Source organism: Cytobacillus sp. Bva_UNVM-123 (assembly GCF_046351715.2).
GTDB lineage: Bacteria > Bacillota > Bacilli > Bacillales > Cytobacillaceae > Cytobacillus.
On sequence record NZ_CM177772.1, the window covers coordinates 2360143 to 2386971 of the forward strand.

At 34.9% G+C, this 26829-nt stretch carries 27 protein-coding genes and 1 riboswitch; of the genes, 13 read left to right on the plus strand and 14 right to left on the minus strand.

Going from position 1 to position 26829, the window contains the following annotated elements:
• Both KDN24_RS11735 and KDN24_RS11740 read right to left on the minus strand, forming a co-directional pair.
• Positions 1–1866: a bifunctional homocysteine S-methyltransferase/methylenetetrahydrofolate reductase gene (locus tag KDN24_RS11735; RefSeq protein ID WP_409972629.1), complete on the minus strand. Its 1866-nt coding sequence runs from the start codon at positions 1864–1866 to the stop codon at positions 1–3.
• Complete coding sequence (locus tag KDN24_RS11740; protein ID WP_409972630.1) at positions 1863–2975, minus strand: methionine biosynthesis PLP-dependent protein; 1113 nt, start codon at positions 2973–2975, stop codon at positions 1863–1865. Before KDN24_RS11740 ends, KDN24_RS11735 begins: the two co-directional genes overlap by 4 nt.
• 80 nt (positions 2976–3055) lie before the next feature.
• Positions 3056–3172, minus strand: a riboswitch (SAM riboswitch).
• A gap of 313 nt (positions 3173–3485) precedes the next feature.
• Here KDN24_RS11740 and sucA point away from each other — a divergent pair.
• Both sucA and odhB read left to right on the plus strand, forming a co-directional pair.
• On the plus strand, positions 3486–6311 hold the full coding sequence (gene sucA / locus KDN24_RS11745; protein WP_491348427.1) for a 2-oxoglutarate dehydrogenase E1 component: 2826 nt from the start codon (positions 3486–3488) through the stop codon (positions 6309–6311).
• A 16-nt stretch (positions 6312–6327) separates the two neighbouring features.
• Entirely contained in the window at positions 6328–7566 is a 1239-nt protein-coding gene (odhB, locus tag KDN24_RS11750; RefSeq protein WP_409972631.1) for a 2-oxoglutarate dehydrogenase complex dihydrolipoyllysine-residue succinyltransferase, read from the plus strand.
• A gap of 80 nt (positions 7567–7646) precedes the next feature.
• On the opposite strand, the gene sda is transcribed toward odhB, so the two are convergent.
• Complete coding sequence (gene sda / locus KDN24_RS11755; protein ID WP_409972632.1) at positions 7647–7778, minus strand: sporulation histidine kinase inhibitor Sda; 132 nt, start codon at positions 7776–7778, stop codon at positions 7647–7649.
• Between the two features lie 181 nt (positions 7779–7959).
• Here sda and KDN24_RS11760 point away from each other — a divergent pair, with 181 nt between their 5' ends.
• From KDN24_RS11760 to KDN24_RS11770, 3 genes are all read left to right on the plus strand, one after another.
• Complete coding sequence (locus tag KDN24_RS11760) at positions 7960–8757, plus strand: VOC family protein (RefSeq protein WP_409972633.1); 798 nt, start codon at positions 7960–7962, stop codon at positions 8755–8757.
• Positions 8758–9128: 371 nt separating this feature from the next.
• Positions 9129–9332 carry a DUF6501 family protein gene (locus KDN24_RS11765; RefSeq protein WP_409972634.1) on the plus strand — a complete coding sequence of 68 codons (204 nt, stop codon included), beginning with the start codon at positions 9129–9131 and terminating at the stop codon, positions 9330–9332.
• Positions 9333–9458: 126 nt separating this feature from the next.
• Positions 9459–10931 carry a pyruvate kinase gene (locus KDN24_RS11770; protein ID WP_409972635.1) on the plus strand — a complete coding sequence of 491 codons (1473 nt, stop codon included), beginning with the start codon at positions 9459–9461 and terminating at the stop codon, positions 10929–10931.
• Between the two features lie 55 nt (positions 10932–10986).
• Here the strand turns inward: KDN24_RS11770 and KDN24_RS11775 are convergent, their stop codons facing one another.
• Positions 10987–11619, minus strand: coding sequence for a YhcN/YlaJ family sporulation lipoprotein (locus KDN24_RS11775; protein ID WP_409972636.1), 633 nt, complete (start codon positions 11617–11619; stop codon positions 10987–10989).
• Between the two features lie 153 nt (positions 11620–11772).
• On the opposite strand from KDN24_RS11775, the gene crcB (KDN24_RS11780) reads away from it, so the two are divergent.
• Both crcB (KDN24_RS11780) and crcB (KDN24_RS11785) read left to right on the plus strand, forming a co-directional pair.
• Complete coding sequence (crcB, locus tag KDN24_RS11780; protein ID WP_409972637.1) at positions 11773–12156, plus strand: fluoride efflux transporter CrcB; 384 nt, start codon at positions 11773–11775, stop codon at positions 12154–12156.
• The gene (gene crcB, locus KDN24_RS11785; RefSeq protein WP_409972638.1) at positions 12153–12509 is read left to right on the plus strand and encodes a fluoride efflux transporter CrcB; all 357 of its coding nucleotides are present in this window, start codon (positions 12153–12155) and stop codon (positions 12507–12509) included. Before crcB (KDN24_RS11780) ends, crcB (KDN24_RS11785) begins: the two co-directional genes overlap by 4 nt.
• A 40-nt stretch (positions 12510–12549) precedes the next feature.
• Here crcB (KDN24_RS11785) and KDN24_RS11790 read toward each other — a convergent pair whose 3' ends face one another.
• Together KDN24_RS11790 and KDN24_RS11795 are read right to left on the minus strand one after the other, a co-directional pair.
• Complete coding sequence (locus KDN24_RS11790; protein ID WP_409972639.1) at positions 12550–13335, minus strand: membrane protein insertase YidC; 786 nt, start codon at positions 13333–13335, stop codon at positions 12550–12552.
• Complete coding sequence (locus KDN24_RS11795; protein WP_409972640.1) at positions 13244–13651, minus strand: hypothetical protein; 408 nt, start codon at positions 13649–13651, stop codon at positions 13244–13246. The genes KDN24_RS11790 and KDN24_RS11795 overlap by 92 nt, the downstream gene beginning before the upstream one ends.
• Positions 13652–13812: 161 nt before the next feature.
• Between KDN24_RS11795 and KDN24_RS11800 the strand changes: the two genes are divergently transcribed.
• Positions 13813–14736, plus strand: a complete 924-nt coding sequence (locus KDN24_RS11800; protein WP_409972641.1) for a lysylphosphatidylglycerol synthase domain-containing protein — start codon at positions 13813–13815, stop codon at positions 14734–14736.
• Between the two features lie 29 nt (positions 14737–14765).
• On the opposite strand, the gene KDN24_RS11805 is transcribed toward KDN24_RS11800, so the two are convergent.
• On the minus strand, positions 14766–15335 hold the full coding sequence (locus KDN24_RS11805) for a biotin transporter BioY (RefSeq protein WP_409972642.1): 570 nt from the start codon (positions 15333–15335) through the stop codon (positions 14766–14768).
• A 202-nt stretch (positions 15336–15537) separates the two neighbouring features.
• Between KDN24_RS11805 and KDN24_RS11810 the strand changes: the two genes are divergently transcribed.
• On the plus strand, positions 15538–17001 hold the full coding sequence (locus KDN24_RS11810) for a nicotinate phosphoribosyltransferase (protein ID WP_409972643.1): 1464 nt from the start codon (positions 15538–15540) through the stop codon (positions 16999–17001).
• 22 nt (positions 17002–17023) lie between these two features.
• Entirely contained in the window at positions 17024–17848 is an 825-nt protein-coding gene (gene nadE, locus KDN24_RS11815; protein WP_409972644.1) for an NAD(+) synthase, read from the plus strand.
• A 53-nt stretch (positions 17849–17901) separates the two neighbouring features.
• On the opposite strand, the gene KDN24_RS11820 is transcribed toward nadE, so the two are convergent.
• The 3 genes from KDN24_RS11820 to modA all read right to left on the minus strand — a co-directional run bounded on the left by KDN24_RS11820 (position 17902) and on the right by modA (position 19973).
• Positions 17902–18354, minus strand: a complete 453-nt coding sequence (locus tag KDN24_RS11820) for a cupredoxin domain-containing protein (RefSeq protein ID WP_491348428.1) — start codon at positions 18352–18354, stop codon at positions 17902–17904.
• 111 nt (positions 18355–18465) lie between these two features.
• The gene (modB, locus tag KDN24_RS11825; RefSeq protein ID WP_409972645.1) at positions 18466–19119 is read right to left on the minus strand and encodes a molybdate ABC transporter permease subunit; all 654 of its coding nucleotides are present in this window, start codon (positions 19117–19119) and stop codon (positions 18466–18468) included.
• A gap of 5 nt (positions 19120–19124) precedes the next feature.
• The gene (gene modA, locus KDN24_RS11830) at positions 19125–19973 is read right to left on the minus strand and encodes a molybdate ABC transporter substrate-binding protein (protein WP_409972646.1); all 849 of its coding nucleotides are present in this window, start codon (positions 19971–19973) and stop codon (positions 19125–19127) included.
• Positions 19974–20094: 121 nt separating this feature from the next.
• Between modA and KDN24_RS11835 the strand changes: the two genes are divergently transcribed.
• Together KDN24_RS11835 and KDN24_RS11840 are read left to right on the plus strand one after the other, a co-directional pair.
• Entirely contained in the window at positions 20095–21030 is a 936-nt protein-coding gene (locus KDN24_RS11835; protein ID WP_491348429.1) for a substrate-binding domain-containing protein, read from the plus strand.
• A gap of 232 nt (positions 21031–21262) precedes the next feature.
• Complete coding sequence (locus KDN24_RS11840) at positions 21263–21445, plus strand: ATP-binding cassette domain-containing protein (protein ID WP_409972647.1); 183 nt, start codon at positions 21263–21265, stop codon at positions 21443–21445.
• A 71-nt stretch (positions 21446–21516) separates the two neighbouring features.
• Here KDN24_RS11840 and KDN24_RS11845 read toward each other — a convergent pair whose 3' ends face one another.
• Positions 21517–21771 (minus strand): YkuS family protein, encoded by a 255-nt coding sequence (locus KDN24_RS11845; protein ID WP_409972648.1) that lies wholly within the window; start codon positions 21769–21771, stop codon positions 21517–21519.
• A gap of 112 nt (positions 21772–21883) precedes the next feature.
• Between KDN24_RS11845 and KDN24_RS11850 the strand changes: the two genes are divergently transcribed.
• Positions 21884–22012: a YuzL family protein gene (locus KDN24_RS11850; protein WP_409972649.1), complete on the plus strand. Its 129-nt coding sequence runs from the start codon at positions 21884–21886 to the stop codon at positions 22010–22012.
• A gap of 66 nt (positions 22013–22078) precedes the next feature.
• Here the strand turns inward: KDN24_RS11850 and KDN24_RS11855 are convergent, their stop codons facing one another.
• From KDN24_RS11855 to KDN24_RS11865, 3 genes are all read right to left on the minus strand, one after another.
• A complete protein-coding gene (locus tag KDN24_RS11855; RefSeq protein ID WP_409972650.1) occupies positions 22079–23698 on the minus strand; it encodes an ABC-F family ATP-binding cassette domain-containing protein in 1620 nt (539 codons plus the stop codon).
• A gap of 504 nt (positions 23699–24202) precedes the next feature.
• Complete coding sequence (locus KDN24_RS11860) at positions 24203–24805, minus strand: SCO family protein (protein WP_409972651.1); 603 nt, start codon at positions 24803–24805, stop codon at positions 24203–24205.
• A 172-nt stretch (positions 24806–24977) separates the two neighbouring features.
• On the minus strand, positions 24978–26462 hold the full coding sequence (locus KDN24_RS11865; RefSeq protein ID WP_409972652.1) for an aldehyde dehydrogenase family protein: 1485 nt from the start codon (positions 26460–26462) through the stop codon (positions 24978–24980).
• Between the last annotated feature and the right edge of the window lie 367 nt (positions 26463–26829).

Here is a 26829-nt window from a genome sequence, read left to right on the forward strand (position 1 = left end):
TCAGCCAATTGTAATTTCTGCACTTTGTTTCCTCCTCAAAATTTTTGCGCTTACTTCTTGGGCATAAGTTGATAATTCAACAGTCAGCTCATAACGCATAAACGGAGTAATGAAGTAAATTCCATTAAATAGATCCGCAGCAGCATCAATTAATGATTTAGTGATGGCAACACCTTCACGGGCAGCCTGTATGGGATTGTCATGAAAAGATGCCATTTGATTGCGAATTTTATCAGATATTTTAATGCCAGGAACTTCGTTATGCAGAAATTCTGCATTTTTACTGCTTGTTAAGGGCATAAGACCAATATAAATTGGTGTTTTTAAATGTTTAACAGATTGATAAACTTCGGTTAATTTTTCTTCAGAAAATACAGGTTGACTAATAAAATAATCAGCTCCAAATGAAATCTTTTTTTCTAAACGTTGAACTGCTTTTTCAAGGGATCTTACATTTGGGTTAAAGGCAGCTCCAACAGAAAATGCTGCTTTCTGGGCTAGCTCCTTACCTGAGATTGATAATCCATCATTTAATTGTTTAATCATTTGTATAAGTTCAAATGAAGATAGGTCATAAACTGAAGAGGCGCCTGGAAAGTCCCCAACTCTTGCTGGATCTCCCGTTACGGCTAATACATCATGTAACCCGAGAGTGTGAAGACCCATTAAATGAGATTGCAAACCTATAATGTTTCTGTCACGACATGTAATATGAACTAAAGGTCTTATATTAATCTCTTTTTTGACGCGATAACCAAGAGCGGAATTACATATTCTTGGTGTAGCAAGAGAATTATCTGCCAATGTAATGGCATCAATACCAGCGTTTTTTAATGCTTTTGCACCCTCGAAAAATTTATGAGTATTTAAGCTTCTTGGTGGATCGAGTTCAACGATAATGGATGCTCTTTCTTTGACAATCTCCTCAAGTGGAGGATGTTCCCTTCTTGGGTTATCAAATGTTGAAATTTGAATTTGTTTTCGATGTTTAATCTTCTTTTCCAAAATCGGCGGCAATCCTTTAAGCTCTTTCGAAAATGCGCGAATATGTTCGGGTGTTGTTCCACAGCAGCCCCCGAGTAATCGCACACCTTGACCTCGAAAAGCTTTTGCAGATTGCCTAAAGTATTCTGAATCTCCTTTATAATGGAATTTACCATCTGTATATGCAGGCATGCTTGCATTCGGATATGCTGATAAATAGGCTTTTTTAGGAATAAGTACATCTTCAAGCGTCATTAGCATATGGTGGGGACCAAGACGACAATTAATGCCAACAACATCAGCCCCAAGTGCTTCAAGTTTGTTAAATGCTTCTGTCAAGGGTGTTTGATTTTGCAGAATTCCGATTTCATGAAGCGAGACTTGAGCAATTATTGGTAATGTAGTCTCTTTTCGCGCAATTGTTAATACATGCTCAAGCTCTTCCAAGTCGTAAAACGTTTCAAAGAGAAGGATATCAACCCCTTCAAGTAAGAGGCAGTATAACTGTTCACGAAAGCTTCGTTTAATTTCATCAATTGCAACCATATTTGGTTTAATGCCACGAACACCACCAATTGTTCCTGCAACAAATGTTGATCCTTTAACAGCTTTTCGCGCATTTTTTACGGCAGCAGTATTAATTTCCTTCACACTATCTTCAAGTCCATATCTTTGTAGCTTTAAATAATTGGCTGCATAAGTATTTGTTTGAATGATATCCGCACCAGCTTCTATATAAGCTTCATGAATTTGTTGAATTTGTTCAGCATGTGAAAGATTTAATTGTTCAAAACAGCTGCCTGTTCCATAAGAATAGAGAAGGGTACCCATTGCACCATCAGCAATTAATATTTCATTTTTTAGTCTATCCAAGAAATTCATTGATGGACCTCCTTCAATGCCGCTGCAAAAGCATATTGTAAGTCATGAATGATATCCTCGCTATTTTCAATCCCAACCGAAAAACGTAATAATCGATTACAAACACCTGTTTCAATTCGAATATGCTCTGGAATATCAGCATGTGTTTGTGTAGCAGGGTATGTAATAAAGCTTTCTACACCGCCGAGGCTTTCGGCGAAAGTGATAAGGGAAAGGCTCTGCAAAAATTTATTTACCCAACTTTCATGTTTTATTCGAAAAGAAATCATTCCGCCGCGACCAGGATATAAAACATCTGTAACGGCCTCATGGTTCGTTAAAAATGTTACAATTTCCTTCGCATTTTTCTCATGACGTTCCATCCGTAGCGAGAGGGTTTTCATCCCCCTAATAAGGAGCCATGAATCGAATGGACTTAAAACAGCACCAGAAGAATTATGATGGAGCGCTATACAATCACATAATTCTTTTCCTTTCGCAACGATTAAACCGGCTAACACATCATTATGGCCACCTAAATATTTCGTTGCACTATGGACGACGATATCTGCTCCAAGCTTTAATGGCTGTTGCAGCAGTGGGGTATAAAATGTATTATCAACGATTAGCAAAAGATTGTATTGCTTCGCGATTTTCGCTACTTCTGCAATATTTGTTTGTTCCATTAATGGATTAGTAGGGGTTTCAATGAAAATAGCCTTTGTTTGAGGGGAAATTTCCTTTTCCAATCTTTCAGCTGACAGGGATTGAATGTATCTACAATGTAGCCCCCATTTTTTAAAGCCTTGTTCGAAAAGTCGATATGTCCCTCCATATAAATCTTTCGAAACTAAAAATTCATCCCCTGATTGGAAGAGTGATAGAACAGTAAGGATAGCCGCCATTCCAGAACTGCAGGCATAGCCTTGATCCCCAGCCTCAAGTTCAGCTATGGCATTTTCAAGTAAAAGTCTTGTAGGATTTCCTGTTCGGATATAATCAAAACCAGTGGATCTGCCAATCCCTTCATGGCGATAGGCAGTTGAAAAATAGACTGGTGGATTGACAGATCCTGTTTTAGTTTCACTTCGATTTCCAATTTGAGTAAGAATCGTGTCTATTTTATGCATTATTTGCACCCCTTTAATTATTTTTGCCAACAAAAAAAGCCTTCTATAAGAAGAAGACTTTCACCATTAATTAGTCATTCTTCTTATCTTTCAAGTTTTTAAGTAAACTTGTAGGAATTAGCACCTTTTCAATCTAATTTCGATTGATGGTTGCTGAGGCGTCATAGGGCCTAACCCTCGACCTCTCTTGATAAGAAAGCTTTTCAATTTTTCTCTAAACTTTACACTAATATATGTTTAAAAGTCAATGATTTTTAACATTATTCAAATAATTTTAAGAAATACAAGTATTGAGTTGAACATAAAAATATTATGTAAACTAAATTAGGGTAAATAAATTAATTTTCACTATGAACATAGTTAAAACCTTTAACATCTTACTTGAACATGATAGAATGGCAGTGAAAAAATTTTTTAACCTAATTTATTATTCCAAAATAAGATTTATGAATGTAATGATTTTGGAGAGGATAATGAATAAGTAATACTAATAATGATGGGGGTTTTTCGATGAAAAAGCCGAAGATTTTCGAGAAGTCTTATACGCAAGGCTTTCATGGCCCGAACCTTGGCTATGTCATTGAATTATATGAAAACTTTTTAGCTGATCCTGATTCAATCGATCCGGAAATTAGAGCGTATTTCGAAGCAACTGGTTCTCCTTTGATGGAAACGGAAAATAGCCGTACTGCGGTTCGTGAACCTGTGACAAATTCTAATCATTTAGAAAAGATTTTAGCAGCCATTCGCTATGCTGATAATATTCGTGCATATGGTCATTTATCAGCTAATATTTATCCATTAGGAAATGTTAAACAAGAGCAGAAGTTATTTGATTTAACAAGTTATCGCTTAACAGTGGAGGATCTATTGGCTGTACCGGCCGAATTTATTTGTAAAAATGCCCATGTTCCATTAAGAAATGGTCTAGAGGCAATTGAACATTTAAAAAAGGTCTATATGGGTACCATTGCTTTTGAATTTCATCATGTTTATGACGAGCAAGAAAAAGAATGGCTTAGAAGGAAAATCGAATCAGGTAATCTTCATCTTTCTTTAAAAAATGAAGAAAAGAAAATGCTCTTTCAAAGACTAACAGAAGTAGAGGGCTTTGAAAAATTTCTTCATCGAACATTTGTTGGGCAAAAACGATTTTCGATTGAAGGTCTCGATTCGATGGTTCCAATGCTTGATGAAATTATTTCAAATTCAGTTGCAAATGGGGCAAAAACGATAAATATTGGAATGGCTCATCGCGGCCGTTTAAATGTACTTGCCCATGTGCTTAGTAAACCATATGAGATGATTTTTTCTGAATTTCAGCATGCACCTAATAAAGAGCTTGTTCCATCTGAGGGCTCTATTGGAATTAATTATGGGTGGACAGGAGACGTGAAATATCATCTTGGTCTTGACAAACAAATTAAAGACAAAAATACGACGATAACTCGTTTAACCCTTGCAAATAATCCTAGTCATCTTGAATTTGTTAGTCCAGTTGTGGAAGGATTTACGAGAGCTGCCCAAGATACTCGAAATGAAAAAGGGTATCCGGAAAGAAGTCCTGATTCTGCCCTTTCAATCTTAATACATGGGGATGCGGCATTTCCAGGGCAAGGAATAGTAGCTGAAACATTAAATCTTGGCCAATTAGAAGGGTATAATACAGGTGGATCGATTCATATTATTGCGAATAATACGATTGGTTTCACGACGGAATCATTTGATTCTCGTTCTACAAGATATTCAAGCGATCTAGCAAAAGGGTATGAAATTCCGATTTTGCATGTGAATGCGGATGATCCTGAAGCATGTATCGCTGCAGCAAGATTAGCATGTGAATATAGATCGAAGTATAAAAAGGATTTTCTTATCGATCTAATTGGCTACCGTAGATTTGGTCATAATGAAATGGATGAACCGATGACTACTAATCCATTAATGTACAAGATTATTCATGAACATAAAACAGTAAAGGATTTGTACGGGCGAAAATTAATAAGTGCATCCATATTATCGGATGATGATTTAGAAGAAGTTGACGCATTTGTAAATGAAAAACTTAAAAGCTCTTATGAAAAGGTTGTAAACCATAAAAAGAATATTGAATTATTAGGTCCACCTGAATTTATCGAAAAAGGCTTTCAAAAAATAAAAACGGCTGTACCAATGGAGAGATTAAAAGCAATCAATGAAGAGCTTTTACAATGGCCAGATGATTTTAATGTTTTTACTAAGCTTGAAAAAATTTTAAAACGAAGATTGTCTGCTTTTGAGGAAGATGGAAGAATTGATTGGGGATTGGCTGAGACGATAGCATTTGCATCGATCTTATCAGACGGAACACCTATCCGTTTAACGGGTCAAGATTCTGAAAGGGGGACATTTGCACAGCGGAATATTGTTCTTCATGATAGTCATACTGGAAAATCATATTCACCCTTGCATATACTTTCATCTGCAAAAGCCTCGTTTGCTATCCATAATAGTCCTTTATCTGAAGCCGCTGTTCTTGGATTTGAATATGGATATAATGTATTTGCTCCAGAAACATTGGTCATTTGGGAAGCGCAATATGGAGATTTTGCAAACTCTGCTCAAGTAATATTTGATCAATTTATTAGTGCAGGTAGGGCGAAATGGGGACAAAAGTCGGGTCTAGTCATGCTGCTACCACATGGTTATGAAGGTCAAGGTCCAGAGCATTCAAGCGCGCGACTTGAAAGATTTTTAAGCTTAGCAGCAGAAAACAACTGGACAGTAGCTAATTTATCATCATCTGCACAGTATTTTCATATTTTACGAAGACAGGCAGCCATTCTTAATCATGAAGAAGTGCGCCCACTTATTATCATGTCACCGAAAAGTTTATTGCGCCATCCACTTGTCGCTTCGGCTGGAATGGAATTAAGTGAAGGTGAGTTTCAACCCGTTATAGAACAAAGTGGACTAGGTCTAGCAACTGAAAAAGTAACCCGGATCATTTTAGCTACTGGAAAAATGACAATTGATTTAGCTGAAAGTCTAAAAAATATTGAAAACAAAGATTGGTTTCACATATTACGAGTTGAAGAAATTTATCCATTTCCATTAGAGGTTATTTCGCAAATTGTTCGACGTTTTCCAAACTTACAGGAAATAATATGGGTACAAGAGGAACCGAAAAACATGGGTGCTTGGAATTTTGTTGAACCAAGGCTGAAACATATTGCACCAGCAGGTGTAGAAGTTCTTTATAGTGGAAGACGTCGTCGCTCGAGCCCTGCTGAAGGAGATCCGAACGTTCATAAGAAAGAACAAGCACGTATTATTGAAGAAGTTTTTACGATTAAGTAAGATGGAGGAAATGAATATGGCTGAAATAAAAGTGCCTGAGCTTGCAGAATCGATAACTGAAGGAACAATTGCTAAATGGCTTAAAAATAAAGGTGATCAAATTAATAAAGGTGATTATCTTGTTGAGCTTGAGACAGATAAGGTAAATGTGGAGATTATCTCTGAATACAGTGGTGTTTTAAATGAAATAATGGTGCAGGAAGGCGATACTGTAAATGTTGGAGAAAGCATTGCTGTCATTGATGAAAATGCACAGCAAGTTAGCACTCCTACCATTGATGAATCGATTGTTGTAGAAGAGGAACCTAAAGTAGTTGAGCAACAAGTACCTTTAAAAGTTGAAAATGCACAAAAGCAACAGCGCCCAATTGCTTCACCAGCAGCAAGAAAAATTGCGAGAGAAAAAGGAATAAACTTAACCGAAGTCCCGACAAATGATCCGCTTGGTAGAGTGCGCGCACAAGATGTTTCATTATATAATCCAGAGAAGAAAGCTGTTAACTTACCAAATGCAAATGCCCCTTTAGTAGGAGAGCCAGCTAAACAAGATAATGAAATGGTAGAGCGTATACGAATGTCACGTCGGCGCCAAACGATTGCAAATCGCTTGCTTGAAGTGAAGCAAACAACAGCAATGTTAACAACGTTCAATGAAGTTGATATGACAAACGTGATGAATCTTCGGAAACGTAGAAAGGACAAATTTTTTGAAGAAAATGATGTTAAGCTTGGATTTATGTCATTTTTCACAAAGGCTGTTGTTGCGGCATTGAAAAGATCCCCGTTATTAAATGCTGAAATTCAAGGTGATGAAATTGTCATTAAAAAGTTTTATGATATTGGGATTGCCGTATCTGCTCATGAAGGTCTAGTCGTACCAGTCGTGAGAGGTGCGGATCGCAAAAACTTTGCTGAAATCGAAAAAGATATTTTAGAGCTCGCAAATAAAGCAAGAAATAATAAACTTTCCTTACAAGACTTACAGGGCGGAACGTTTACGATTACAAATGGTGGTGTTTTCGGTTCATTATTATCTACGCCTATTTTGAATGGACCACAAGTCGGGATACTTGGGATGCATTCGATAAAAATTCGCCCGATTGCCATCGATGAAGATAAAATTGAAAATCGACCAATGATGTATATTGCACTATCATATGATCATCGAATTGTTGACGGAAAAGAAGCTGTTACATTTCTTAGCCACATAAAAGAATTAATAGAAGACCCAGAATCTTTATTATTCGAAGCATAAAATAAAAAGTGCGGAGTGATCGAATCACTCCGCATTTAATCATTCATTTTAATCATTCATATTTAGTTACGACGTTATTACTACTTTTTAAAAGGCTTTAATCCACGTTTGGTAATTTCTGTTTTCAATATCCTAATCCATTCTTTCTCCGAACCAGACTTTAATGCATCACGATACGAGACGACCAACTGTTCATTACTCATGATTTTCATGTAGCATTCCTCCTAGTAATGGATTGAATATTCTCTTTATTCATTCCATTTTAAACGTTTTTACTCATTTTGAAAACCCTAATTTAAAAAAAGTCGTGAATAATAGACGAAATTAAATTGAATTTGTATGATAATGATATGGATATTTACTTATTTTGGGATAGGTAAGGAGTGGAGGTAAATGGAAGTAAAGTTAGACCATGTTGTTCATTTTATGAATAATCATCCAATAGAAGCGGTAAATATGTGGAAAACATTTGGCTATAAAGCTGTAATGGGTGGGAATCATGAGCAATGGGGTACATTCAATAGCTTGCTCTATTTCCATTCATCCTACATTGAATTTTTAAGCATCAACGATATGATGTCTGCAAATAATTCTGATAATCCGCTTGTTTCACAATTAGTTTCTGATTTACCTAAGGGAGAAGGTATTGCACAAATATGCTTTAGAACAACAGATATTGTGGAAGTTAAAAGGAATCTTGAGGAGAAAGGTTGTAAGACTTTACCAATCTTTAATGGCAGCAGAAAAAGAGAGGATGGCTCTGTGCTAAAATGGAAAATGTTATTTGTAAGACAATCGATCCCATTGCTGTATCCTTTTTTTATTGAGTGGGAGCAGAATGATGTCGAAAGATATGCAGAAATGAAAGCAAAAGGAATGATTGATCGGAAATTAGAAAATAATGATCTCAAAGCCATTTATTTTGCTGCTAAAAATTGTGAGAATACAGCGGAAGATTGGTCACGGCTGTTTAATTTAGACAGTATTCATGCTCCGATTAACAATAGTTTAATGTCAAAAATGGCAGGGGTTCGTATTGGAAATACAAACATTTTCTTTTGTGAGCCTTTATCCGAAAAAGGAATTGTTTATCATACTCTCAATACAAGAGGAGAACGGCCTTTTCAAGTACAATTTCAGCATCCGATTTATCATGAACCTATTTCGCTCTATGGTTCAGAGTATGTTTAAATTGATTCATTTATAAATCTCAATGGAACTGTAGGCAAATGTCCTTCAAAGTAAAGCTGAAGGACAAAATTCCGTAGAACTGCAGACAAAATGTCCTTCAAAGTGAAGTTGAAGGACAAAATTCCGAGAAATTGCAGTCAAAATGTCCTTCAAAGTGTTGTTGAAGGACAAAATTCCGAGAAACTGCAGTCAAAATGTCTTTCAAATTTTTCCCTGAGGGGAAAATTTCGGGAATGGCGAAGAGAGATGTCCCTCATATATATTCGTTGTTATTTTTTTATAAAAAAACGACGCTGAAGCTTGCGACAGAAAGTCATAATTCTATATACTATTATGAGGAAATCTTATATAGATAGTGAGGAGTAATTACGATGATTCATAAAAACTGGCATGATCGACAAACATTGAAAAAAGTGAAATGTATACATACTGATGCTGCAAAATATATTGTGAACAGAGCACTTACAGTTGGGAAAGTATACGAAGTTAAAAATGAAACAGAAGAATTTTATTTTATTATCGATAATACTGAAAAAATCGGTGGGTATTATAAGGACTATTTCCAAAATGCATAAAAGGAATTAAACTGCTAGCTAAATTTTTAGCTGGCTTTTTTTGTAATGTTTCTGTTCTCACATGACATGAAATAAATTCATATACTGTTATCTATATTCGATACATGTCTAGAAGGTGATTTGTTGATGAGCAATGATACATCATTGGACTTAGATAATCAAACTTTAACAATGTGGCTTTTAAAAATGAAAGAAGAATTAGAGAAATTAACAGTTGAAATAGAATATGAAGATTTAAGTAAGTATCATAGTATTCATAATCTTTATTCTTATCTTTGTTTGAGAAAGTGGAATGAGAAACAAATCGATCAACTCCTTTTACAAGAAGGGTTTACATCTTTTCACCATATGAAAGCACATATTCACTATTCGATACTTAAAATGCTTTGTCATTTAAATCATAATGAAGAAAAGGCTAATTTAAATCCTAAGCTCGCAACGCTAATAAAAGAGAAGCGTACCAAAGAAATATTCGGTAAAAAAAATAACTCGGTTATGGTAACAATTGACTCAAAAATACTTAAAGAACAAATAGTAATAAAAAAACTACTATTACATGGTATGAATATTGCCAGAATTAATTGTGCACATGACACTCCAAATGAATGGAGAGCAATTGTAAAGGCAATAAGGGCAGCGGAAAAGGAGATAGGTTGTGAAGAACCAAAATGTAAAATTCAAATGGAATTAGCTGGTCCCAAAATAAGAGTACAGAAAATTCATTCCCCATTTAGTCATAAAAATGGAAGAGCTTTTATTAAAGTAAGTAATGGCGACCAAATTACGATAATGAAACAGAAAAATTCAATAAAAAGTCAAGAAGACTTACCTAATATCATTTCCATAAATGAAGTAAATGCACTTCTTAATGCTCGTCTAAAAGATAAAGTTTATATTGATGACGGGAAAATAATCGGTGAAATCAATTCCATCTCAGATGATTGGCTTCAAATCAAAATCTTGCAAACGAAAGGTCGGGCAGTAAAAATGAGTGAAGAAAATGGGCTCAATTTCCCTGATTCTCTTGTTCATTTCATTTTGCCTTCAGTAACAGATGAAGATATAAAGCAACTTCCGCTCGTACATGAACTTGCGGATATTATTGGACTTTCATTTGTTCATCATCCAAGAGATTTAGAAAAGTTCAGGATGCGTATTCAATCGATGCCAACGAAGAAGATAAGTGTCATAGCGAAAATCGAAACGAAGGAAGCGGTCCGTTATTTAGCTAAAATTATTCATGAGGGCCTTCATTTTGATTCCTTTGGAATTATGATTGCGAGAGGGGATCTAGCTGTAGAATTAGGATTTACCGAATTAGCTTTCGTTCAGGAAGAAATTTTGAATATATGTGAAGCAAGCCACACACCAGTAATTTGGGCGACAGGTGTTCTTGAAAAACAAGCGAAAACAGGTCTGCCAGTAAGAACAGAATTAACAGATGCTTATATGGGTTTACGGGCTGACTGCCTTATGCTGAATAAAGGTGTTTTTATAATTGAGGCCTTAAAAAATGTATATAAAATAATTGAAATGAAAGAAGAAGGTGCATTTCAAACCCGTTTTGGCAGTTCTTCTTTTATGCAATACGGATTTTAGTGCATGAAAAGAGGATCAAACGAAAAATGAACGTAAGATCCTCTTTGTTTGGAATTTATTTATTTATATGTGTAGGGAATACACGTTTAATGGTATTTGTGAATTCATCAAAAAAACCTTCAATTGGCTTTCCATTCCGAATATCATTTGAGTAGTTCGTTACTCTATCGTAAAAATCTGGGTTTACGGATATATACACATCATTAATATCTCGATCGGCAGACTTTACTTGATCGGCAATTTTTCGCTCAAGATTTCGAGATAAATTCTTTCCATTAGCTAGGCGAGCACCAACATAAGCATTATTGTCAGTTACAATTACATTTGCGGAATCTACTTCAGGCATGGAAGCGATTTTATCTGCTGCCCTGTCAGCCACACGCATTCTAGATGTTGCATTATGAGTATTGTTCGACAGATTATTTCCGATATTCGTATTTCGAACACCATCATTCATTCGACCATTGATCGTATCGTTATTAACATCCCTAATGCCATTATAACGATTCCCTGCACCGTTGTAATAACCTGCATTGTTGTAATTACCAGGGTAATTTACTCTCGTTGGTTCATTCATATCTCGATTTCGGTAAGCTGTATTTTTTACGCCATTCCCATCATTATTAACTCCACATGCAGATAGAAGAACTGCAGCTAATCCTATAGAAAGAAACGTTTTGCTTCTCATTTAACCACCCCTTTTTAAAATGAATCATTATTATATTTCCTAAAATTAAACCGAGTTACTCAAGAACTTTTTGCCATTCTATTTGAATGCATTTTTTTTTACACATATTTACGCTAAAATAAGAAAGTATTGGAATAGAAAGAAGGGGATGTTTTGACATACCTATTGATTGGCATAGGTGGAGGAATCGGCAGCTTATTAAGATATTTTGTCTCTATTTTATTTACTCATAATGGGAGCAACTCATTTCCCTATAGTACATTGTGTGCCAATCTTGTTGGTGCCTTTTTTCTTGGTTTATTGATGAGAATGGCTAAGAAGTATGGAAGAAGCGAATCCAAACTTGTATTAGCTATCGGTACAGGAATTATCGGCTCATTTACAACGATGTCTACATTTAGTATAGAAACAGTTCAATTTATTTATTTTGGGCATTATTTTAATGCTTTCATTTACATAATGCTAAGTGTGTTTGGAGGGATAATTGCAGCTTATTTAGGCTATTATCATCGAAAAGAAGTTGGTGAACAGCGATGATTCACATCCTTTTCGTTGTGATTGGTGGTTTTTTTGGCGCAGTTTGTCGTTATTCATGTACAAAATTATTTAATGCGAAATATACAAGTAAATTCCCGATAGCCACTTTTATCGTTAATGTACTTGGCTCGTTTGTTTTAGGATTTGTATTGGGTAATGTAGAAAATAGTAACGTTCATTTATTTGTTGGTACCGGATTTTTAGGTGCATTCACAACGTTTTCAACTTTTAATTTAGAAGCCATACAGCTTTTTGAACGGAAAGAAAAAATCCTGGCAATCATGTATATTTGTTTAACTTATTTAAGCGGAATAATATTTGCCTTTAGCGGGTTTTTATTAGGAAAAATGTAAAAACGAGCATGCTCACAGCATGCTCGTTTTTATGATTCCATTAATTTGTTTTTACCTTTGAATTATCCATTTGTGCAGGGGGATATAGCTTCCTGCCTACAAAAGTTTGAATTGTTAAGAAAATCCCCCCAACAGTCCAATAAAGCGGAAGTGCTGCTGGAGCGTTTAATGAAACCATCACAATCATAATCGGTGACAATAAGCCCATAAATTTCATTTGATTTTGTTGTTGAGCTGGCATGTTTGATAAAGAAACCTTAAATTGGAGAAAATAAACAATACCCGCAATTGCCGTAATCCATATATCTGATTGACCAAGGTTAAACCATAAAAACGAATGAGAGGCAATTTCCTCTGAGCCTCTTATCGCATAGTAAAAACCCATTAAGATCGGCATTTGTATTAATATTGGCAAACAACCCATATTCAGTGGGTTAACCCCATGTTTTTGATATAAGCCCATCATTTCCTGCTGGAGCTTTTGTTGCTCAGCTTTATCTTTCGTAGCTTTTAATTTTTTTTGTATAGCATCCATTTCAGGTTTGAGTTTATCCATTTTTTCCTTCATGTTTTGCTGGTTTTTGTACTGCTTAAGCATAAACGGCATTAGAAGCAGACGAATTAATAAAGTAATGATAATGATGGAAATACCGTAATTGTCATGAAACAATCCGGCTACCCAATGTATTAATGATGCGAAAGGCTCAACAAAATAGTTATGGAAAAATCCATCATTACTTTGACCTGGTTGACCCTGACATGCTGATAGAAGCAATGTTACAGCAGATAGCATTGCAAAAAGATAAATATTTTTCTTTCTTTTCATTAAAGATTCCTCCTATTAATTTATCCGTTTTCAAATTAATAGAAGCAATTCCATCAGCATCATCATTAGAACCTTCTTTTTTACGAATACACTTTATAAACCAAGATAAAAATGTATTTACGATAACATAATATTTCATTCTCTGTAAAGATTGATTAACAGGAGAAGCAATATTATGAGGATCCGTCATCGAATTAGTAAAATGATATTCTATATTCCAAATCCACAAAAATTTTACAATTAAACCAAGTAAAAAAGTCACATAAATTGTATATTCTGCTGGGATATTAGAGATGTCATTAAAAAAATCTGTCATTTTCTCACCTCAAAAAGGGCAATAGGTAAATTATAATTTAATTTTGCATTGGAGGCAATCATTAACTTTCCGTTAATTTTTTCATGTAAAGGTTGTACACAGTAATAGGAAGTAATAAAATATAATAATGTGGACTAAAATTGATTGAATGGAGAGGTATCTTGTCTTTTTTAAAACAAAAATCAATATTGATATTTTTAAAAATATTGATTCCAATTCTTATTATTTTACTACTTAGCTATGAGGCGAAAGAATTATTTAAAGATTTTAATTGGGACTTGCTTAACGTATATTTGGACAGACTTTCTTTCCAAAAAATAATCATTATTATCATTCTTGGCTTAGTTACATTAATTCCGATGTTTTTTTATGATATAATTTTGCTCAAAATATTCAAAATTCACGTTCCGAAAAGAAATCTTGTTTTTTATTCATTGTCAGCAAATGCCTATTCAAATTTAATTGGATTTGGTGGTGTGGCAGGAGCGACATTAAGATCTTATTACTACAGTAATTACATACATGATCGTACACCTTACATACGTATTATTGCGAAGCTTGCTTTATTTTTTTTAACTGGTTTATCAATTCTAACATGGATTATCGTTTTTTCAGATTTCCATGTGTATTCAGAAATAAAATTTATTAAATTCGCCGTTTGGGCAATTGCCCTATATACACCCGTATTTATGATTATTTTTTTCTTTAGAAAATCTTTTTGGAATTTGGGAGATTTAAATCGTGGATATATTAGTGAATTAATAATCATATCTGTTTTTGAATGGCTGTTTGTTGTTATATGTATATGGGGAATATCAAACTTATTAGGAGTTTCTATTCCTATTTTGGCCATTTTTCCAATTGTAATTATTTCAGCATGTGCTGGAATCATTAGTTTAATACCTGGGGGAATCGGTTCATTTGATCTCGTTTTTCTAATAGGGATGGAAACAAAAGGGATTCCAACAGAACTAAGCCTTCTTATTATTATGTTTTATCGATTGAGCTACTATTTAATACCCGTCTTACTTAGTACACCTTTCGTCATCTACCAGTTTATAAGAAAAAGAAAACAAAAAATATAAGGGCTACCTTTTTGGTAGCCCTTATATTTTTACATAGATTCTTCCTTCAATGAAAATAAAAGCCTGGCTGAAAGCAGTCTTCTTCTAATAATTATACCAACCCAAGAAGCGAGTGCAGCTTTGATCAATCCAACTATAATAAAAGGTGTCATGCCACTAGCAATGGCAGCAGTCCATGAAAGCTCTGCAGCAATTTTTAACCAAACAGTTCCAAATACTAAGGTGATAATCATTCCGAGCGTATTTGCAATCATCGCATTTACAAAAGTAAAACTTGTCTTTTCCATGTAATAGCCGATTATGAACGCTGCTGGAATAAAGCCGACTATATATCCACCAGTAGGACCAATTAACTTGGAAATTCCTCCAGAAAGTTCTGCAAAGACGGGAACACCAGTTGCTCCAATGGCTATATATAATAGTATAGAAATCGTGCCATATCGTGAACCAAGAATAGTCGATGCCAGGCCAATTGCTAATGTTTGCCCGGTAATGGGAACGAGCGGTAATGGAATGATTAATTGTGCCATTACACTAATGATAGCTGCAAACAATGCAGTAGTAATTAATGATCTTAGTTTTATTTGTCCATTTGTCATTTTATTAACCCCTTTTCTATATGTAAACCAATTGTCTTTAATGGTTAACATATTAAATTTATATCGATCTTATATAATTGTCAATGATTTTTTCATTAAAAGGATTCCCAGTCTTTTTTCGGGTAATCATTGACATATGAGGGTAAAATGAGATTATAGGAAATATATATAAAGTCTAAATAGGAAAAATGGGGGATAAAAAATGAACAATGAATATTTAGATGATAGCCTTTCATTACATACGGATTTATATCAAATAAATATGGCAGAGACATATTGGGAAGATAAAATTCATGAGAGAAAAGCTGTTTTTGAAGTTTATTTTCGTAAGAATCCATTTGGAAATGGCTTTGCTATATTTGCAGGATTAGAAAGAGTTATTGAATTTATTGAACAGTTTCGCTTTACGGATAGTGACATAGCCTATTTAAGAAATGAGCTTCAATATAAAGATGATTTTCTTGATTATTTAGCTTCGTTAACATTTACTGGCACAATAAAGTCTATGCAAGAAGGGGAGCTAGTATTTGGAAATGAACCATTGGTCAGAATAGAGGCACCCTTAGCACAAGCACAAATTATCGAAACCGCTATTTTGAATATCATCAATTATCAAACATTAATTGCCACGAAAGCGACTCGAATTAAAGAAGTAATTGGAGAAGATACAGTGATGGAATTCGGAACAAGAAGAGCACAAGAAATGGATGCAGCCATTTGGGGAACGAGAGCTGCGTTTATTGGCGGATTTAATGCTACGTCAAATGTACGTGCAGGGAAGAAATTTGGCATCCCAGTAGCGGGAACACATGCGCATTCACTCGTTCAAGCATATCAAGATGATTATACAGCCTTTCATAAATATGCAAGAAGACATCGGAATTGTGTTTTTCTCGTTGATACATATAACACATTAAAGTCTGGAGTCCCAACTGCAATAAAAGTGGCAAAGGAGCTTGGTGATAAAATAAATTTCATCGGCATTCGAATAGATAGTGGAGACATTGCTTACCTTTCAAAAGAAGCTAGAAAAATGCTTGATGCGGCGGGTTTTCATGAGGCAAAAATTTTTGCATCAAATGATCTGGATGAATATACGATTTTACACTTAAAAGGCCAAGGAGCAAAAATTGATTCATGGGGTATTGGTACAAAATTAATTACTGCTTATGATCAAGCTGCTCTAGGTGCAGTATACAAGCTTGTTTCCATAGAAGATGAAAATGGCGATATGGTTGATACGATAAAAATAAGCGGTAATCCAGAAAAAGTAACAACGCCTGGTTTAAAGAGAGTATATCGAATTATTAATCGTGAAACGCAAAAATCTGAAGGGGATTATATTGCTTTAGAACATGAAAATCCGCAAGATGAAGTACGGTTAAAAATGTTTCATCCAGTCCACACATACTTGAAGAAATACGTTACGAATTTCGATGCAATAGAGTTACATAAAGATATTTTTGTGAACGGAGAACTCGTCTATAAACAGCCAAGTTTACTTGAGATTCAGCAGTTTGTTCGTAAAAATTTGAACTTATTATGGGAAGAATACCGCCGTTCTCTGAATCCAGCTGAATATCCAGTTGATCTTAGTCAAAAGTGCTGGGGAAATAAAATGCAGCATATTCAAAATGTAAAAGAAAAAGTGAAGCATTCAAATTAACTAGAAGGTGGGGGAGAGCAAGATGAACTTACAAAACGAAATTATTCAGAAGCTACATGTTAGCTCAACCATTGATCCGAAAATAGAAATTAGGAAACGAATTAACTTTTTAAAAGACTATTTAATAAAAACAAAAGCGAATGGATATGTATTAGGAGTTAGTGGTGGACAAGATTCTACTCTAGCAGGCAGGCTTGCACAGCTGGCTGTGGAAGAGTTGAGAGAAGCAGGCCATGAAAATGCCACTTTCGTTGCTATCAGACTTCCATATGGTGCACAAATTGATGAAGCAGATGCAAATTTAGCATTATCCTTCATTAAAGCGGATGAGGAGTTTGTCTTTAATATTAAAAAAGCTGTAGATGAAATGCAGGAAGAATATGACAAGCTTCTTCAAAGCAAGCCTTTAAGTGACTACCAAAAAGGGAATGTAAAAGCAAGAATGCGAATGATTGCCCAATATATCTTTGGAGGAGAAAAGGGTCTATTAGTTATTGGCACAGATCATGCAGCTGAAGCACTTACAGGATTTTATACGAAATTTGGGGATGGGGGTGCTGATGTAACACCACTGACCGGTTTAACCAAAAGACAAGGGAAGGCGCTTCTACAGCAATTAGGTGCAGATGAACGGTTATATTTAAAAATACCGACAGCTGATTTACTCGACCAAAAACCAGGACAAGCTGATGAAACAGAGCTAGGAATTTCTTACGATGATTTAGATGATTATCTTGAAGGAAAACAAGTAACTAAAGCTGTAGCTGATAAAATTGAAAACCGCTACCTAAATTCAGAGCATAAAAGAAGGGTTCCAGCAACACTGTATGATCAATGGTGGAGATAATAAAAACAATGGATCCATTATGGTGAAAAGCACCGGCTAGCCGGTGCTTTTCACTAATCAACGATAATATAAGCAATCATGGGACCGTTATCTTCTCTTGAAGAATGAGTATGGCAAATTAAACGATAATATCCTTCACGATCAAATTGCAACGGGACAATCGTATCTTCACCTTTTTTGACAATTCCTTTTATGTTTGTCCCCTCTATGGAAAATGGATGCTCGGCTCCATTAATACCTGAAATCACTAGATTAACTTTTTCACCTTTTGAGAGCACAATGGTGCCTGGATCCCAGCGATAAGCCTCCATTTCTTTCCCGTTAGGCAACTTTGATTTAAATTCACCTGTTACCATATGAATTTCTCGAACCGTTTCATCATTTTGTAACTGAAAGACAGCTTCAGATTTTGTACTGACGAATAGCCAAACAGAGCCAGTTGCAACAGCAATAACGATCAGAAGAAACATAATAATTGAACTCTTTTTTAAAACAAGAAATGGCATTTGTTATCTCTCCTTTAATAAAAGATTGTCCATTATTATTGTTATGCTGTTATGGGAGGAAACTTGTCTTAAAACTAGATTGAAAGCATAAAAAAACGGGCAAGAGCCCGTTTATTTAATAAATGAAACCGCTAATAGCATAATAAATGATATCGCAATCATCGTAATGACAAGCATCCAAGCGAGTCCCATATTACTAGATTCAATTGACATATAAATCGCAGTAGACATTGTTTGGGTTCTGCCCGGAATATTTCCAGCAAACATTAACGTTGCTCCAAACTCACCTAAAGCTCTTGCGAAGCTTAAAATAGCTCCTGATATGAGAGATTTATAAGCAACGGGCATAGAAACAAATAAGAACACATACCATTCACTTGCACCATCAACTCTTGCTGCTTCCTCAATGCCAATGTCCACTTCGGAAAAGCCTGTTTTTGCAGATTGATACATTAGTGGAAGTGCAACAACTGTAGAAGCGATAACTGCTGCCCACCAAGTGAACATGACTGGGTGATCAAATATTGATTGAATCCATTTACCAATAGGACTTGAATTGCCAAACACCACAATTAATAAAAAGCCTATTACAGTTGGTGGTAATACGAGAGGAAGCATAAAAATAGTTTCCATAATCGTTTTACCTTTAAAATTCTTCCGTGACATGAATTTAGCTAACAAAGTTCCAATAATGAAAACAACTACTAATGTGACGAATGAAACTTTTAAGGAAAGTTGAACAGGTGAAATGAATAAATCACTCATTCAAATCAATCCAATACAGTAAATCCATATTTCACTAAAATATCAGTAGCTTCAGATTCTTGAAGATATTGATAAAATGATTCAGCTTGTTCAGGATGTTTAGTTTCTTTAATAATGCCAACAGGGTAAATGATTGGGTCATGAGTACTAGAATCAGCCTCAGCAATGATTTCAACTTTATCCGATGTTTGTGCATCTGTTTTATAAACTAGTCCAGCTGCAACATCACCAGTTTCGACATATGTTAATACTTGTCTTACATCTTTCGTATAGACGATATTATTTTGCATTTTTTCCCAAACACCTAACGCTTCAAGAGTCTGCTGTCCATACTTACCAGCGGGAACAGCTTCTGGAGTTCCAAGAGCGAATTTACTGTTACCAAGATTTGCGAGATCCTCAAAACTTGCTATCGAATTTTGAGCATCTTTTGGTATGATAAGAACAAGGGTGTTTTTTAACATGTCTTTACCTTGATTTTCATCAATGATTCCTTGTTCAACAAGTTCATCATATTTATCTTCTGCCGCTGAGAAGAAAATATCGACAGGTGCACCTTGAATAATTTGTTTTTGCAATGCGCCTGAACCACCAAAATTAAATAATAGTTTAATATTTTTATGTTTCTCTTCAAATAGAGGTTTTAGTTCGTTAAAAGCATATTCTAGACTAGCAGCAGCTGATATCGTAAGCTCTACAGATTCTTCAGGCACTGCTTCCGTTTTAGGGGTTGCTGATGACTCTTGTTGTTCATTGTTGTTCTCTGCCGGTTTTGAAGTTTCCTTATCTGAGCTACAGCCTCCTAGGATGAGCATAAATAAAAGCGTGAAAATCGCAGAAAATCTTAATTTCATTTTTTTCTTCCTCTCTCAAAATATGTTTATCTTTAACAAGATATAACTAATTATAACTAAATATAACAAAGCATAACAGTAATATTTATCACATAATGAAAAAAGATAGGGTGAAATGTAAATGTCTGTTCATAATGAGTCATATACAATCGAAGAGGTTGCTTCACTATTAAAGGTATCGAAATTAACAGTTTATGATCTAATTAAAAAAGATGAACTACCTGCATATCGTGTAGGGAGGCAAATGCGAGTCGATGCTAGTGATTTAGATGCATATAAGGAGAAAAGCAAAAATCGAGCATATGCACCGAATCAGAAAACAATCCAAAGTGTAAATAATGATGAGCAATTACGGACATTTGTGATTAGCGGGCAGGATATTGCATTAGATATCCTTGCCAAGCAGCTTGAAAAGGATTCAACTGGAATTAGACCGCTGCGTCTTTATACAGGCAGCTTAAACAGTTTAATCTCGATGTACCAAAATCAATGCGATTTAGTGAGCATGCACCTGTTTGATGGAGATACGGGAACATATAATATTCCTTACGTAAAAAAAATATTAACGGGCTTTCCTTTCATTGTTATTAACTTTTTATCAAGATGGGCCGGTCTTTATGTTCAAAATGGGAATCCAAAGAATATTACGGGATGGACAGATTTATATCGTGATGATGTAAAGATTGTAAACCGTGAAAAAGGCTCAGGAGCCAGAATTCTTCTCGATGAACAATTAAGAATTCATGGAATTCGTTCAAAAGATGTAAATGGTTATCAAGTTGAAGAAACGAGCCATTTAACAGTCGCTTCTGCAATTGCTGCAGAAACAGCTGACGTTGGGGTGGGAATTGAAAAGACAGCAAAAATTGTCAATGTAGATTTTATTCCACTGATCAAGGAAAGGTATGATTTAGTACTCTTAAAATCAGATGAAAATAAAGAGATAATAGAAAAAATAAAAGAGATCCTCAAGTCAGATGAAATAAAGCAAGATATTCACTCAATGGGTGATTATGATATTACAGAAACAGGGAAAGTGATGTTTGAAACATTTTAAGATTATATTTTGATAAATAAATCCCAGCAGTTAAAAAAATAGAAATTGAAGGACAGAAAAATACATTTAACCGTCTCTTATGAGGCGGTTTTCTTTATATTTTGAAGGAATCATATCAAATTGGCTTCGTTATTCAAAACATTATTTTATTTTCTTGTACTTTATTAGATAATATAAGTATGGTAAATTATCCTATATTTAGTTATTTTCTAGAAATATGGGGGTGATCTAATTGTTGGAAATTAATAATGTTTGTAAAAGTTATAGCACTAATCACCTTGTTTTAGACAAATTAACTTTAACATTGGAACCTGGTGGAGTCTTTGGATTATTAGGTCCAAATGGTTCAGGAAAATCGACATTAATTAAAAATATTTTTCAACGATTGAATCAATACTCTTTCAAACATAAATAAAGGAAGTGGAGAAAAACGAATTGTTTTTCTCCACTTCCTTTATTTAAGAACTTATCAGTCGGCAACAATTTTTAATATTGCAATCTTTGCTCCACTTCCTGACAAACTTCATCAGCTGACATGCCACTTGCTTCGATAATAGGTGCGTTCGTCGATACTTCCTGTATTCCCATTATGTTCGAATCTAGCCCACTTACAACATAGGCAGAGCAATTTGTTGTTTCAACATCAGCACTTGATTTTATATCAATCACTTCAAACCCTTTATCTCGTAGTGCCTCAGAAACATTTGATAATGATTGCTCAACTGCCACTTTTTTCGCCATTTGTCACACCTCCTCCATCGATATATTGCCTGATTAATCTTGTTTTTATTCTGAATTATGCCATGAATAAAACGAATGTGAACATGAAATAGTAAATGAGGAGGTGATAGAAATGACAAAGCGAAAAAAAGACCCATCAAAGGCTGGATTAAGTTCACCTGAAGTAAAAGGGCAGGGGACAACAAATATTGAGACCGGAGAGAGAATGTCCTCTTCAGCTCGTCATAAAAAGAAGAAGTAGATAGCTATTGAACATTTAATACCTAAAAAGAAAAAGCAGGAAGGGAGGACCCTCCTGCTAATTGATTTACTTATACATATCTGCCACTTGTTTTTGTAATTCTGTATTTTCTAAGTACTCATCATATGTCATTTGTTTATCAACAATACCACTCGGAGTCAATTCAATAATGCGGTTAGCAATTGTTTGGATGAATTGATGGTCATGAGAAGCAAAAATCATAGAGCCTTTAAAGTTAATTAAGCCATTATTCAATGCGGTAATGGACTCTAAATCTAAATGGTTTGTAGGTTCATCAAGCAGCAATACGTTGGATCCGCTTAACATCATTTTTGATAGCATACAGCGAACCTTTTCTCCACCTGATAAAACCGATGCTTTTTTTAATACTTCTTCACCAGAGAATAGCATTCTTCCAAGGAAGCCTCGCAAGAAGCTTTCTGTTTGATCATTTGGTGAGAATTGACGCAGCCAATCAACTAAATTTAACTCACTGTTTTCAAAATACTCGGAGTTATCTTTCGGGAAGTAAGCTTGTGAAGTTGTAATTCCCCATTTAAATGAGCCGCTATCTGCTTCTAATTCTCCCATTAATATTTTAAAAAGAGTTGTTTTCGCGATTTCATTTGTGCCAACAAGAGCAATTTTATCATCTTTATTCATTATAAAATGAATATTATCAAGTACTTTAACCCCATCGATTGTTTTGCTTATACCTTCAACACGAAGAAGATCATTTCCGATTTCACGCTCTGGGGTAAATCCAACATATGGATATCTTCTTGATGAAGGTTTTATATCATCAAGTGAAATTTTTTCCAACAGTTTTTTCCGTGATGTAGCTTGCTTTGACTTCGAAGCATTCGCACTAAAACGGGCAATAAAGCTTTGAAGTTCTTTTATCTTTTCTTCTTTTTTCTTGTTTGTGTCTTGAGCCATACGTAGAGCCAGTTGGCTTGATTCATACCAAAAATCATAGTTTCCAACATAAATTTGAATCTTTCCAAAATCTAGATCAGCAATATGTGTACAAACAATATTTAAGAAATGGCGGTCATGGGATACGACAATAACAGTATTTTCAAAGTTAATTAAAAATTCTTCAAGCCATTGAATCGCTTTTAAATCTAGATGGTTTGTCGGCTCGTCTAAGAGAAGTACGTCAGGCTTACCAAATAAAGCTTGAGCAAGTAAAACCTTTACTTTTTCAGAACCAGATAGGTCAGCCATTTTTTTCGAATGTAAATCTTCACTAATTCCTAAGCCCTTTAATAAGATCGCAGCTTCGGATTCAGCTTCCCATCCGTTTAACTCTGCAAATTCACCTTCAAGCTCAGCTGCTTTCATGCCATCTTCATCTGTAAAATCAGCTTTCATATAAATAGCATCTTTTTCCTGCATGACTTCATAAAGGCGGGCATGCCCCATGATTACAACCTTAAGTACTTCGAACTCTTCAAATTCAAAATGGTTCTGCTTCAGTACAGCAAGGCGTTCACCAGGACCTAAACTTACATTTCCAGTTTGTGATTCAAGTTCTCCTGACAAAATTCTTAAGAAGGTTGATTTACCAGCACCATTTGCGCCAATTAATCCATAGCAATTTCCGGGTGTAAATTTAATATTCACGTCTTCAAACAGTTTCCGGTCACCGAAACGAAGACTAACATTACTAACAGTTAACATGTATATTAATTCCTCCATCAAACATTATCCATAAAATTATAACACTTTCCTAGCTTAATCGCGAATTAGATTTTGAGCATCAAGGGTAATGTATATTTTTTTGAGAAAAAGCAGGAAGATAACTGAATTAATCGAATATTATATCTATAAATAAATACAAAATATTTTAAAAAAGAATGTTAAATCCAATAAAAAAACTTTCATTGTTCATAGTTTCTTCATAATTATCGTGTACAATAAAATTATATAGGCAGGATAAAGGGGTTTTTATTGTGGCCAAAAAACAGATCGTCGAACTAGTTAACCGTTTAAAAAAAGCCGGAATTAATGTTAGCTTCACAAAACCGAGATCGAAGATGCTCATTTCATTTCCGCAAAACAAACGATTATCTTCGACTACAAACTAGAGTAATGTGTAAGCACAAAGACACGCAGTTCTTGAAATTCAGCGAAACGAATGCAAACACAAAACCGTTGAACGATTACTCATTCAACGGTTTTGTGTTATTTAATTTCCGACATAATCTTTTTAAAAACAGCATCCTTATCAAATTTTTCACCCATCGGGAATTTTTTAATAAATTTATTGTTTTCATTGACTAAAAATACGAAAGTGCTATGTACATAAAAGCCATCACCAGGGTCTCTGTACTGAAATTGAAAAGTATTAGCGATTCTACGTATCTCCTCTTGATCCTCTTTAATATTATTTTGATCACCTGTTAAAAGAATCCAATTTCCATCATCTTCAATATCAAAGGTATCCATATATTTACGGAGTTTTTCTGGTGTATCACGATAAGGGTCAATGCTTATGGTTAAAAATTCAATATCCTTTCCAAATACCCCTTCTTTTTCTAAATCACTTCTTAATAAATTCATCCTTTGTGTTGTGACAGGACAAATATCTGGACAAAACGTATAAATAAATTCTACAAGCTTAAGTTTTTTTTCTGATTTTGAAAAATCATAAACTTCATCATGCATCGTGACAAGTGATATATCATCTGGAATTTTAGAGGATAAATCACGAATGACAAAAAAAGAAATTCCTGCAGTTATTCCTAGTGCGATAACAATTATGCTAATGATATATATTTTTTTCATTATTTCCCCTCCCCATATAAGGATAAAGAAAAGTGTTCGAAAATCCTATGGACAATGTGTGACATATTTAACTTAAATATGATTCTATACAATGATAATATGGATTGACAAAAAAGAAAAGGAGCTCATATGAGCCCCTTATGAAAATAATGCAATGAAATAGCATAAGTTTTTATTTCATTGAAATCCAAACACTTTTTACCTCTGTATAGTTGTTCAATGCATAGGAACCCATTTCCCTACCAATTCCAGAATTTTTATATCCACCAAATGGGGAAGCGGCATCAAATGCATTATAGCAATTAACCCATACTGTGCCTGCTCGAAGTTTATTAGCGATATAATGAGCATTCGAAATATCTTTTGTCCAAACTCCTGCTGCAAGTCCGTAATCGCTATCGTTTGCACGGTTAATGAGTTCATCTAAATCCTCGTAAGGTAAAGCCGAAATAACAGGACCGAAAATCTCCTCTTTAGCAATCGTCATTTCATCTCTAACATCTGCAAAAATGGTAGGGGTTACAAAGTAGCCTTGTTCTTGTGCCTTTTCGCCTCCAATAACAAGTTGTGCACCTTCATTTACACCTTTTTCAATATAGCTTAAAACACGGTTTTGCTGCTCAGTTGAAACAAGCGGCCCAATTTCGGTATCTGCATGAATTCCTGCCCCTTGTTTAATGTTTTTAGCATGACTAGCCATGTCTGCAACAACATTATCGAATTGCTTCTTTTGAATAAATACACGAGAGCCCGCACAGCAAACCTGCCCTTGATTAAACATTACACCATTTAACGCTCCTGGAATTGCTTTAGATAAGTCAGCATCTGGAAGGATGATATTTGGAGATTTACCTCCTAATTCAAGTGTTACACGCTTTAATGTTTTTGCCGCTTTTTCCATTATCATCTTTCCAACTTCAGTTGAACCTGTAAAGGCAATTTTATCTACAAGAGGGTGTTCGACGAGCGGTTGTCCAGCCGTTTCACCAAAACCTGGTACGATATTTATGACGCCAGGTGGAAATCCAGCTTCTTCGATTAATTCTGCTAAATATAAAGCAGATAATGGTGTTTGCTCAGCAGGCTTCAACACAATCGTACAGCCTGTTGCTAATGCTGCCCCTAATTTCCACATAGCCATTAGAAGAGGGAAGTTCCAAGGAATGATCTGTCCAACGACACCGACTGCCTCATGGCGTGTATAATTAAAAAATGGCCCGCTAACCGGAATCGTTTGACCAACAATTTTTGTTGACCATCCAGCATAATAACGCATGTGCTCAATGGCTAATGGAATATCCGCATTAGTTGTTTCACGAATTGGTTTTCCGTTATCTAATGTTTCTAATTGGGCCAATTCAGCTGCATTTTCTTCCATTAGATCTGCAAGCTTATACATTAAACGACTTCTTTTTGCTGCACTCATCTTAGACCATGGACCCTCATCAAAAGCTTTTCTTGCGGCTTTTACCGCCAGATCAATATCTTCTGGGCCAGCCTCAAATACGTGTGCTAACACTTCTCCAGTAGCTGGGTTATATGTTTCAAAAGTTTTTTGTGACTTGCTTTCCACAAACTCTCCATTAATATAAAGCTGCTTTTTGCCATTTAGAAATTTTTCTACCTTTTCTTTTAAATCTACAGTTAATTGGCTCATCATACTCCTCCTTCATAATATTCTCTTAAACTATGTAATTCATGTTGTGAAAAAAGATAGTTCTCTTCATTGTGAACGCTTACAATTCTATCGTATCACTGAAAGGAATTAAGTTTCAATACTAAATATATAAAATATTCTGATAAGTATCGACAATATTCTCTAATCTTTATCAAACTCTTAATTGTTACTATTTTGTGTCATAAATATGAAGAGATTGTGAAATCAAATATGAATAAATGGATGAATTTAGCTAGAAAAGTCAATCTTTTCAACGTTTTCTACTATATATGAACATTCTGTGTTGTGTGGCATATGTCACAGAATCAGCGTCTGGATAAATAATACCATTAATAGGAGAAAGAGT

Bases quoted from the DNA above. Each gene is read 5' to 3' on its own strand.
- KDN24_RS11735 (WP_409972629.1), bottom strand. From the start codon at position 1,866: ATGAATTTCTTGGATAGACTAAAAAATGAAATATTAATTGCTGATGGT.
- KDN24_RS11740 (WP_409972630.1), bottom strand. From the start codon at position 2,975: ATGCATAAAATAGACACGATTCTTACTCAAATTGGAAATCGAAGTGAA.
- sucA (WP_491348427.1), top strand. From the start codon at position 3,486: ATGAAAAAGCCGAAGATTTTCGAGAAGTCTTATACGCAAGGCTTTCAT.
- odhB (WP_409972631.1), top strand. From the start codon at position 6,328: ATGGCTGAAATAAAAGTGCCTGAGCTTGCAGAATCGATAACTGAAGGA.
- sda (WP_409972632.1), bottom strand. From the start codon at position 7,778: ATGAAAATCATGAGTAATGAACAGTTGGTCGTCTCGTATCGTGATGCA.
- KDN24_RS11760 (WP_409972633.1), top strand. From the start codon at position 7,960: ATGGAAGTAAAGTTAGACCATGTTGTTCATTTTATGAATAATCATCCA.
- KDN24_RS11765 (WP_409972634.1), top strand. From the start codon at position 9,129: ATGATTCATAAAAACTGGCATGATCGACAAACATTGAAAAAAGTGAAA.
- KDN24_RS11770 (WP_409972635.1), top strand. From the start codon at position 9,459: ATGAGCAATGATACATCATTGGACTTAGATAATCAAACTTTAACAATG.
- KDN24_RS11775 (WP_409972636.1), bottom strand. From the start codon at position 11,619: ATGAGAAGCAAAACGTTTCTTTCTATAGGATTAGCTGCAGTTCTTCTA.
- crcB (WP_409972638.1), top strand. From the start codon at position 12,153: ATGATTCACATCCTTTTCGTTGTGATTGGTGGTTTTTTTGGCGCAGTT.
- KDN24_RS11790 (WP_409972639.1), bottom strand. From the start codon at position 13,335: ATGAAAAGAAAGAAAAATATTTATCTTTTTGCAATGCTATCTGCTGTA.
- KDN24_RS11795 (WP_409972640.1), bottom strand. From the start codon at position 13,651: ATGACAGATTTTTTTAATGACATCTCTAATATCCCAGCAGAATATACA.
- KDN24_RS11805 (WP_409972642.1), bottom strand. From the start codon at position 15,335: ATGACAAATGGACAAATAAAACTAAGATCATTAATTACTACTGCATTG.
- KDN24_RS11810 (WP_409972643.1), top strand. From the start codon at position 15,538: ATGAACAATGAATATTTAGATGATAGCCTTTCATTACATACGGATTTA.
- nadE (WP_409972644.1), top strand. From the start codon at position 17,024: ATGAACTTACAAAACGAAATTATTCAGAAGCTACATGTTAGCTCAACC.
- KDN24_RS11820 (WP_491348428.1), bottom strand. From the start codon at position 18,354: ATGCCATTTCTTGTTTTAAAAAAGAGTTCAATTATTATGTTTCTTCTG.
- modB (WP_409972645.1), bottom strand. From the start codon at position 19,119: ATGAGTGATTTATTCATTTCACCTGTTCAACTTTCCTTAAAAGTTTCA.
- modA (WP_409972646.1), bottom strand. From the start codon at position 19,973: ATGAAATTAAGATTTTCTGCGATTTTCACGCTTTTATTTATGCTCATC.
- KDN24_RS11835 (WP_491348429.1), top strand. From the start codon at position 20,095: ATGTCTGTTCATAATGAGTCATATACAATCGAAGAGGTTGCTTCACTA.
- KDN24_RS11845 (WP_409972648.1), bottom strand. From the start codon at position 21,771: ATGGCGAAAAAAGTGGCAGTTGAGCAATCATTATCAAATGTTTCTGAG.
- KDN24_RS11850 (WP_409972649.1), top strand. From the start codon at position 21,884: ATGACAAAGCGAAAAAAAGACCCATCAAAGGCTGGATTAAGTTCACCT.
- KDN24_RS11855 (WP_409972650.1), bottom strand. From the start codon at position 23,698: ATGTTAACTGTTAGTAATGTTAGTCTTCGTTTCGGTGACCGGAAACTG.
- KDN24_RS11860 (WP_409972651.1), bottom strand. From the start codon at position 24,805: ATGAAAAAAATATATATCATTAGCATAATTGTTATCGCACTAGGAATA.
- KDN24_RS11865 (WP_409972652.1), bottom strand. From the start codon at position 26,462: ATGAGCCAATTAACTGTAGATTTAAAAGAAAAGGTAGAAAAATTTCTA.